At 46.2% G+C, this 7,479-nt stretch carries 11 protein-coding genes; 7 read left to right on the top strand and 4 right to left on the bottom strand.

Annotated features, from left to right (window positions below; genetic code table 11):
* Positions 1-253 (bottom strand): cation-transporting P-type ATPase (locus tag V5298_RS13330; protein ID WP_332931940.1); only part of this gene is annotated, 253 nt, incomplete at its 3' end.
* A gap of 264 nt (positions 254-517) precedes the next feature.
* Between V5298_RS13330 and V5298_RS13335 the strand changes: the two genes are divergently transcribed.
* Positions 518-970 carry a hypothetical protein gene (locus V5298_RS13335; RefSeq protein WP_332931941.1) on the top strand — a complete coding sequence of 151 codons (453 nt, stop codon included), beginning with the start codon at positions 518-520 and terminating at the stop codon, positions 968-970.
* 78 nt (positions 971-1,048) lie between these two features.
* Here V5298_RS13335 and V5298_RS13340 read toward each other — a convergent pair whose 3' ends face one another.
* From V5298_RS13340 to rutR, 3 genes are all read right to left on the bottom strand, one after another.
* Positions 1,049-1,708 carry an NAD(P)H-dependent oxidoreductase gene (locus V5298_RS13340; protein WP_332931942.1) on the bottom strand — a complete coding sequence of 220 codons (660 nt, stop codon included), beginning with the start codon at positions 1,706-1,708 and terminating at the stop codon, positions 1,049-1,051.
* Between the two features lie 145 nt (positions 1,709-1,853).
* Positions 1,854-2,072: a VF530 family protein gene (locus V5298_RS13345; RefSeq protein ID WP_332931943.1), complete on the bottom strand. Its 219-nt coding sequence runs from the start codon at positions 2,070-2,072 to the stop codon at positions 1,854-1,856.
* Positions 2,073-2,145: 73 nt separating this feature from the next.
* On the bottom strand, positions 2,146-2,811 hold the full coding sequence (gene rutR / locus V5298_RS13350; RefSeq protein ID WP_332931944.1) for an HTH-type transcriptional regulator RutR: 666 nt from the start codon (positions 2,809-2,811) through the stop codon (positions 2,146-2,148).
* Between the two features lie 306 nt (positions 2,812-3,117).
* On the opposite strand from rutR, the gene rutA reads away from it, so the two are divergent.
* From rutA to V5298_RS13380, 6 genes are read left to right on the top strand one after another with little or no spacing between them, the layout of a single operon-like run.
* Positions 3,118-4,206, top strand: a complete 1,089-nt coding sequence (gene rutA / locus V5298_RS13355; protein ID WP_332931945.1) for a pyrimidine utilization protein A — start codon at positions 3,118-3,120, stop codon at positions 4,204-4,206.
* Positions 4,206-4,964, top strand: coding sequence for a pyrimidine utilization protein B (rutB, locus tag V5298_RS13360; protein ID WP_332931946.1), 759 nt, complete (start codon positions 4,206-4,208; stop codon positions 4,962-4,964). Before rutA ends, rutB begins: the two co-directional genes overlap by 1 nt.
* A gap of 11 nt (positions 4,965-4,975) precedes the next feature.
* Positions 4,976-5,359 carry a pyrimidine utilization protein C gene (gene rutC / locus V5298_RS13365; protein ID WP_332931947.1) on the top strand — a complete coding sequence of 128 codons (384 nt, stop codon included), beginning with the start codon at positions 4,976-4,978 and terminating at the stop codon, positions 5,357-5,359.
* Positions 5,360-5,417: 58 nt separating this feature from the next.
* The gene (rutD, locus tag V5298_RS13370; RefSeq protein ID WP_332931948.1) at positions 5,418-6,197 is read left to right on the top strand and encodes a pyrimidine utilization protein D; all 780 of its coding nucleotides are present in this window, start codon (positions 5,418-5,420) and stop codon (positions 6,195-6,197) included.
* 29 nt (positions 6,198-6,226) lie between these two features.
* Positions 6,227-6,817, top strand: a complete 591-nt coding sequence (locus tag V5298_RS13375) for a malonic semialdehyde reductase (protein WP_416351185.1) — start codon at positions 6,227-6,229, stop codon at positions 6,815-6,817.
* Positions 6,818-6,839: 22 nt separating this feature from the next.
* On the top strand, positions 6,840-7,370 hold the full coding sequence (locus V5298_RS13380) for a flavin reductase (protein WP_332931950.1): 531 nt from the start codon (positions 6,840-6,842) through the stop codon (positions 7,368-7,370).
* The last annotated feature ends 109 nt before the right edge of the window (positions 7,371-7,479 follow it).

Genomic DNA, 7,479 nt, shown 5'->3' on the forward strand with positions numbered 1-7,479 from the left:
TATCTACCCAGTGCTGTAAAAAAGCCGTTAAAACACCAGCAACCACTAATACAATGACCAGTAAATTAGCGAACTGCTTTAGAAAGCGGCTAAACAAACTGGCCTGGGGTGCTTCAGGTAATCGATTTGCTCCATACCGCTTTTTCCGGTTTGCCACTTCTTGATCTGTTAAGCCGTCCTTTGAAGCGTCCAGAAGGTTCAGTACTTCTTCACTGTGCTTGTCGTGCCAGTGATTGTGCGTATGACTTCCCATTATTGCCTCACTTTTTTTACCCGTAAAATAAGTGTAGAACCACAGTATCAAAATGCACTTTAAACCATCATGATATGCATCAATGTCGCCCCCATCCCCTCCAGGTTTGATTCTTTTGCTACGTATAATTTGCGCCTTTCAGCCTATGTTAAATTTTAATTTGTTTATTATTTGCACAAATAAGGTAAATAGTTCTAGTATAGGGTCGCCGTCAAACCCATTGCATGAGCAACAGGTAAGGCAACTACGTAGATGGAGTTAATAATGAAAAAATACGGAATGATATACAAAAGTGTAGTGGCAGTTGTTTTATATATTTGCAGTTTACAAGTCGTCGCCCAATCTGATGATTTACCTTATACGGCCGGTAATTACTGGGAGGTATCAGGAATAGAAGTCATGCCAGGGCAAACGTTGAATTATGCCCATCACCTGGCGAAAAATTGGAAAAAATACATGGCGTTTGCCAAGGAAAAAGAATGGATAGTCGATTACAAAGTATTGGGTAACATACACCCTAGAGAAGGTGAGCCTGATTTATATCTCATCACTGTGTTTAAAGATTGGGTATCGAATGAGGAATACGACAAACGTTATGATGAATACGTAGCGTATATGGAAACCACAAACAAAGAGCTAGAGGAACAAAGTGGGGAAAGAGTGGTTATGCGGAAGTTAAAAAGTGATATGTTGTTAATGGAATACATATTAAAATAACGAAAACGCGCCCGAGAAGTATGTCCGTTCGGGCACATCAAGATAGACCATCAACCCTGCGTATCACACCGTCGAAAACTAAGGTGCATTTCGCTCAGAAGGATCAGACTTAAACGCCTTCATCATATTCATTGGATCCGTGTCTGCTCGTTGTCTCTTCGCCCCTTGTGCCCACCAAAAAAGCTGATTAAACGTGAGAGAAAAATAGTCAAACCAGGCTGCTTGTTCTTCATCGGCTTGAACTGTCCCCTCTTCAGTAAAGACCTCTTGCGCCTTAGGAACATGGATCATGGCTGATACCGGCAGGCAACCCAGCTCTGAAAGAAACGTTCGCATAGCGACTGCGGCACGCATTCCTCCCCACTGGCCCGCTGAATAAGTGACTATTGCGCTTGGTTTGTAGGAAAACAAGGAACTGCCAAAGTGATTGAGCAGATTAGCTAACGCAGGACTCAAAGAGTGATTGTATTCGGGACTAACCATAATGTAACCGTCAGCGGCCTCTATTTTCTGCGCCAGTTGCTCAAGGGCTTCTGGTACCTTACTTTTCGGGTAAGCAAAATGAGGTTTAAATACGGGCTCCATGGGATAATCCAGTGCATCAATTAACGTCACATCACAGCCATCAAAGCGCTGCTGTAAACATTCGATACACGCGCGGGCAACTCGAGCGCCAAGGCGAGCGGGCTTGGGGGGCGTACTATCGCGAACTGAACCTAGAAAAACAAGAAACTTCATTTACCGAACTCCTATTTAACAACAAGGTTAACCTGTTGAGGAGCGCACCAGCGAACAGGTTAACGATTTTCATTGATAAAAACACACGCTAACCCCCACGGCAATAACACTGCGCCTTGTTGCGCTTTTTACGCATTAATTCGCATTAGGATAAAAACGTATTGATGTAAAGCTGCTCTACTTTATCTCGCGCCCACTGGGTTTTTCGCAAAAATTTAAGGGAAGATTTAATGGAGGGATCATTATCAAAGCAGTTAATTTTAATGCGATAATACAAGCCTTCCCAGCCATAGTGTGCCTGTAATTGGGTCACAATTTTTTCCAAAGTAAGACCGTGGAGCGGGTTGTTGGGTTGCACCTTCATCGGCGTTCTCATGTCATTATTGCAATGTGCAAAGTATATCACTGTAAGGGGAAGGAAACCCAGAGACCCTCAATTAGGGTTTCAGCCCTGATAGCAAAATACCTTGAATATTCTTTAGGGTTTCGTCGAAAAAAGCCGGATCATGTAAATCTTTACCCGTAACCGCTTTAATCTGTACGCTAAAATCGGCGTAATGCTGGGTCACCGCCCAGATACTAAAAATTAAGTGGTGAGGCTCAACGGGCTTAAGCTTACCCCCATCAATCCACGCTTGAATCACCGTACTTTTAGTATCTAATAAGCGTTTGAGTGGGGTTTGCAGCTCTTTAATTAGCAATGGCGCGCCCTGCACCACTTCCATACAAAAGAGTTTAGATTCCGCCGCATTGTCCCGGGACATTTCCAGCTTAACTTTTATATATTCGCTTAGGGTTACCATGGGGTCTTGTTCTGGAGAAAACCGTTGCAAGGGACTTAGCCATACGTCCAGTAAATGTTTGATAACCTCTAGATACAGCTTTTCCTTACTTTTAAAGTAGTAAAGCAAGTTACTTTTCGAGACGTCAGCCAGTTCGGAAATTTGCTCCACACTTGTGCCATTTACCCCATTTTTTGAAAATAACGTGAGGGCCGCCTGCATGATCCGACGGCGCTTTGCATTTAATGCGTCTTCGCGGCGTTTTTGCGCTGTAGGACTAAACGTGCGCGTTGTCTTTCCGTTAATTTCATTCTCTGACATAGGTCTCTTTTACTGCTTCTCCATACCTTGTAAGGCTCATTTTACGCATTGTTCAAAATTCAACAAACCCTTTTCAACAATATTGCACCACAAATGAACAATTGCACTAGACCTGCCATTCCAAAATGGACTAAATAGTCCACTTTCAAAATGAAAATTACACAACCCCCTGTTTTAAAAGACAAATGAATATTGGCCTGCTTTATGCAGTTTATTTTTTAATCCACCCTATCAAGGTATTGGTAGCGGATAAATAAAGAAGCACTGCCAACACAGTGTAAAAAGTATACGAGCAAAGGGGACAACATGGACATCGGTGTATTTATTCCAATTGGAAACAATGGCTGGTTAATTTCTAAAAACGCGCCACAGTACAAACCCACGTTTGATCTCAACAAAGAGATTGTGCTGAAGGCCGAACAATATGATTTGGACTTCGCCCTGTCGATGATTAAATTGCGCGGGTTTGGCGGCGAAACGGAATTTTGGGATTACAACTTAGAGTCCTTCACCTTAATGGCCGGTTTAGCTGCGGTTACCTCCAAAATTCAATTATATGCCACCGCCGCAACTCTGGTACTTCCCCCGGCAATTATGGCGCGAATGGCCGCCACCATCGATTCCATCTCTAATGGTCGCTTTGGGGTAAACCTGATCACCGGCTGGCAACGTCCTGAATATTCCCAAATGGGGCTGTGGCCCGGCGATGAGTTTTTTTCTAACCGCTATGAATATTTAGATGAGTACATTCAAGTAGTCAAAGAGCTCTGGGAAACGGGTCAAAGTGATTTTAAAGGCGAACATTTCCAAATGGATGATTGCCGTATGCTGCCTAAACCACAAGGAAAAATCCCCCTGATTTGTGCCGGACAAAGTGCCGCGGGTATGGATTTTTCCGCCCGTCATGCCGACTACAATTTCTGCTTTGGCAAAGGGGTCAATACACCCACCGCCTTTGCCCCCACCGCAGCGCGCCTTACCGAGGCGGCAAAACAGCACGGCCGTGACGTAGGTTCAGCGGTATTGATCATGGTGATTGCCGATGAAACCGACGAATTGGCCATGGCGAAATGGGAAAGTTACAAGGAAGGTAAAGATCAAGCTGCCCTCGATTGGATGGCTGCCCAAGGTGCGGCAGATAAAAAATCGGGCAAGGACACCAATATCCGCCATATGACCAACCCTACCTCTGCAGTCAACCTCAATATGGGCACGTTAGTGGGCTCCTACGAATCCGTTGCCGCCATGTTAGATGAAATTGCCACCGTGCCAGGCTGTGAAGGCGTATTGCTTACCTTTGACGACTTTTTAAAAGGAATGGACGACTTCGGTACCAAAATTCAACCCTTGATGAAATCTCGTCAGCATCTGCACAGCACCTCGGGGGCCGCCTAATGTCTGCAGAGAAAACTTATGAAGTCTCTGGCTACTTCCAAGACCAACAGCACAATCAACCGGTGTTACCGGCCAAGCCAGAACCATTAACCCTTAATCCCGCAGAAACGGCGGTGATTGTGGTAGATATACAAAATGCCTATGCCAGTAAAGATGGTTACTTGGACAAGGCGGGCTTTGATGTCTCTAGCACCGCCCCTGCCATTGCCAATACCCTTAAGGTACTAGACACCGCCCGCAGCGCAAATATGCCAGTGATATTTTTCCAAAATGGCTGGGATCCCGACTACAAAGAAGCCGGTGGCCCAGGCTCGCCCAACTGGTATAAATCAAATGCGTTAAAAGCCATGCGTAAGGATCCCAGCCTTGCCGGTAGCTTATTGGCCAAAGGTACGTGGGATTACCAACTGGTTGATGCCCTTGTACCGCAACAAGATGACATTGTTATTCCTAAAACCCGCTATAGCGGGTTTTACAATACCCATTTAGACAGCATGTTGCGCAGTCGTGGTATTCGCAATCTGGTGTTTACCGGTATTGCCACCAATGTGTGCGTAGAGTCGACATTACGGGATGGCTTTCATCGTGAATATTTTGGCGTTGTGCTCGCCGATGCCACCTATCAGGCCGGTCCGCCTCACATTCACGAAGCCTCACTGTATAACATCGAAACCTTCTTTGGCTGGGTGTCCACCACCAAGCACTTTTGTGAGGTTTTCAGCCAATACCAAACATCTCACTTACCCACTGATAAATAAGGACAGCGAAGATGCCAAAAAAAGCAATCATTCCAGCAGGAACCGCGCCTCCATTAGCCCCTTATGTACCGGGCTCTATGGCAGACAATATTTTATACGTGTCTGGCACCTTGCCCTTTGATGAAAATAACGATGTGGTGCATGTCGGTGATGCAGAAGCACAAACCCGCCATGTGTTAGAAACCATTAAGCGCGTCATCGAAGAAGCTGGTGGTACCATGGATGACGTGACCTTTAATACCATCTTACTCACCGATTGGGACAATTACGGGGCAATCAACAAGGTATACGCCGAGTACTTCCCCGGGGAAAAGCCCGCTCGGTATTGCATTAAAGTAGGCCTGGTAAAACCAGAAGCTCTTGTTGAAATTGCCTCTGTTGCACACTTGGCTTAACGGATCATGAATGCAATAAATCGCAGCAAAATACGCTGGCGCTTAAAAAGGGAAGCTTATGTATTTTGAGGTACACGGGTTAACCACACCGAATGCCCCGACCCTAGTATTAAGCTCAGGGTTGGGGGGTGCGGCGCAATTTTGGCAACCACAGCTGGCCGACCTGGTAGAGGATTATCGGGTGATTGTGTATGACCAGCTTGGCACCAACCGCAGCCCGGCAACGCTACCCTCTGATTACCGTATTGTCCATATGGCAGACGAGCTACTTACGTTGCTAGATAAACTAGATGTCAGCCAATGCCATCTAATCGGTCACGCTCTTGGCGGGCTGGTGGGATTAGAACTGGCCAAGGCACAGCCTGAGCGACTAACAAGTTTGGTACTCATTAATGCTTGGAGTAGCCCCAACTCCCATACACAGCGCTGTTTTAATATTCGTAAAGCCCTTCTAGCCAGCGGCAGAAAAGACATTTATCTGCAAATGCAGGCGTTGTTGCTTTACCCACCCGACTGGATTGTGGCAAACCAAGATAAACTCACCAAAGAAGAAGCCCATCATCTTGCCAACTTCCCAGATAAAAATAACTTATTGGCAAGAATTCAAGCCCTTAGCATGTTCGATATCGACCCTTATTTAGGTGATATACACACGCCCACATTGGTCATTGCCAACAAGGACGACATGCTCGTTCCTTGGCAGCGTTCACAAATATTGGTTGAGCACATGCCCAATGCGAGCCTTACCACAATGGAGTACGGCGGACACGCCTGTAGTATCACCGTTCCCACTGTATTTAACCGCATTTTACACCGTCACTTAAACGCATTTGCATAGGCAAGCAGAGACACTTGGAATTAACTATGATGAAAACCGCACTTACAGAAAACGCACTTGCACAACTTTTTACGCAAGCGCACACCCACACCAGCTGGCTGGATAAAGCCATACCAGAAAAGGTTTTGCACCAGCTTTATGACCTAGTGAAAGTAGGTGCGACTTCGGCAAATTGCAGCCCGGCTCGCTTCGTATTTATTACCTCCACAGAAGGTAAAGAAAAACTCAAACCCTGTTTATCCAGTGGCAATGTAGCCCAAACCATGAGTGCGCCTTGCACCGTTATAGTGGCCTATGATGAAAAATTCTACGAGCACCTCCCTACTCTGTTTCCTTACGCCGATGCCAAAAGCTGGTTTACCTCAAGTCCTGAAGCGGCCTTTGAAACCGCTATGCGTAACAGTTCCATGCAGGGTGCCTACCTGATCAGCGCCGCCAGAGCATTGGGATTAGACACCGGAGCCATGTCTGGCTTCGATCCACAACAACTTAACGACACATTCTTTTGTGATACCACCTGGAAAGTGAACTTCCTGCTAAATATTGGTTATGGCGATGATAAGCAAGTGCACAATCGGTTGCCACGTTTAAGTTTTGAGCAAGCCTGCCAACTTTTATAACGCCAATACTAGGAGTATTTGTATGTCCCAAACTGCATTAAATGAAGTCCCCACCCATTTATTACCGGTGGTGTCGAGTGAAGCATACCGTCAAGGCATGGCCAGTTTTGCCGCCGCCGTTAATATTGTTACCACCGCTGACGCCCATGGCTACGCAGGCTTTACCGCCACGGCAGTGTGCAGCGTCAGTGATAACCCGGCAACACTCCTGGTGTGCTTAAATCGCGGCGCGTCTGTACACAAGGTGTTTGAGAAAAGTAGCAGATTGGCGATCAACACTCTCGCCTCGAAACATACCGCTATTTCCAACCTGTTCGGGGGAAAAGCCTCGATGAAGGAACGCTTTAGTTGCGGAAACTGGATCACGTCCACAACAGGCGCACCTATACTCGCCGATGCCGCAGTGAGCTTTGATTGTGTGATCACCGAGATAACAAGCGTGGCCACACACGATGTGATTTTTTGTCAGGTGGTGGACATTAAACAAGACGAAAATGCCGATGCCTTGCTCTATTACCAACGCAGCTATCACAACGCAAATAAAGACGTGTAACCAAAGGATTAAACTTACCATGAAAGTTGTCGGTCATTTTATTAATGGAGAAACCTGTACGCCCAAAGGCCCCATGCAGGAAGTCTTTAATCCCGCCACAGGCCACGCT

Source organism: Alteromonas sp. 14N.309.X.WAT.G.H12, from assembly GCF_036697315.1.
In the GTDB taxonomy this organism is placed as follows: Bacteria; Pseudomonadota; Gammaproteobacteria; order Enterobacterales; family Alteromonadaceae; genus Alteromonas.

Coding starts and splice junctions, on each gene's coding strand:
- rutR (WP_332931944.1), bottom strand. CDS start 2,811: ATGTCAGAGAATGAAATTAACGGAAAGACAACGCGCACGTTTAGTCCT.
- rutD (WP_332931948.1), top strand. CDS start 5,418: ATGTATTTTGAGGTACACGGGTTAACCACACCGAATGCCCCGACCCTA.
- V5298_RS13375 (WP_416351185.1), top strand. CDS start 6,227: ATGAAAACCGCACTTACAGAAAACGCACTTGCACAACTTTTTACGCAA.
- rutC (WP_332931947.1), top strand. CDS start 4,976: ATGCCAAAAAAAGCAATCATTCCAGCAGGAACCGCGCCTCCATTAGCC.
- rutB (WP_332931946.1), top strand. CDS start 4,206: ATGTCTGCAGAGAAAACTTATGAAGTCTCTGGCTACTTCCAAGACCAA.
- V5298_RS13335 (WP_332931941.1), top strand. CDS start 518: ATGAAAAAATACGGAATGATATACAAAAGTGTAGTGGCAGTTGTTTTA.
- V5298_RS13340 (WP_332931942.1), bottom strand. CDS start 1,708: ATGAAGTTTCTTGTTTTTCTAGGTTCAGTTCGCGATAGTACGCCCCCC.
- V5298_RS13380 (WP_332931950.1), top strand. CDS start 6,840: ATGTCCCAAACTGCATTAAATGAAGTCCCCACCCATTTATTACCGGTG.
- rutA (WP_332931945.1), top strand. CDS start 3,118: ATGGACATCGGTGTATTTATTCCAATTGGAAACAATGGCTGGTTAATT.
- V5298_RS13345 (WP_332931943.1), bottom strand. CDS start 2,072: ATGAAGGTGCAACCCAACAACCCGCTCCACGGTCTTACTTTGGAAAAA.